Below are 412 nucleotides of genomic sequence, written 5' to 3'. Positions count from 1 at the left end.
GGCCAGCGAGGGCTGCTCGTCGTGGAGCGCCTGGAGCGAGGCCCGGCGCTTCGTCACCGACGACGGCTCGACCGCCTTCTTCGATCCCGACGTGATCCGCGACGTCTACCTCGACATCGAGCCCGACGTCCTCGCCGCGCTCGACGCCCAGGCGATGTCCCCGTGCGAGCCGTTCGAGCGCGAGACCTACCCGGCGACGATGACGTTCGAGGGTGAGACCTACGCCGTCGGGGTCAAGACCAAGGGCGGCTGCGGCTCGTCGCGCGACCCGCTGGCGCCGTTCGAGATCGGCAACGGCAAGTCGAGCTGGAAGATCAACCTCGAGTGGGACGACCCCGAGGTCGACGGCTGCCCGACCGAACAGCGGGTCCACGGTCAGGACGGCCTCACGCTCAACAACGGGGTCCAGGAT

The 412-nt window shown here is 69.4% G+C and carries 1 protein-coding gene; it reads left to right on the top strand.

Annotated features, from left to right (window positions below):
* On the top strand, window positions 1-412 hold a 412-nt coding region (locus I6F37_RS42235), incomplete at both ends, for a hypothetical protein (RefSeq protein ID WP_225154709.1).

It is taken from the genome of Bradyrhizobium sp. NBAIM08, from assembly GCF_020193935.1.
Taxonomy (GTDB): domain Bacteria; phylum Pseudomonadota; class Alphaproteobacteria; order Rhizobiales; family Xanthobacteraceae; genus Bradyrhizobium; species Bradyrhizobium yuanmingense.
The sequence above is the reverse complement of the archived record's forward strand: the minus strand, read 5'-3'. Positions and strand labels throughout refer to the sequence as shown.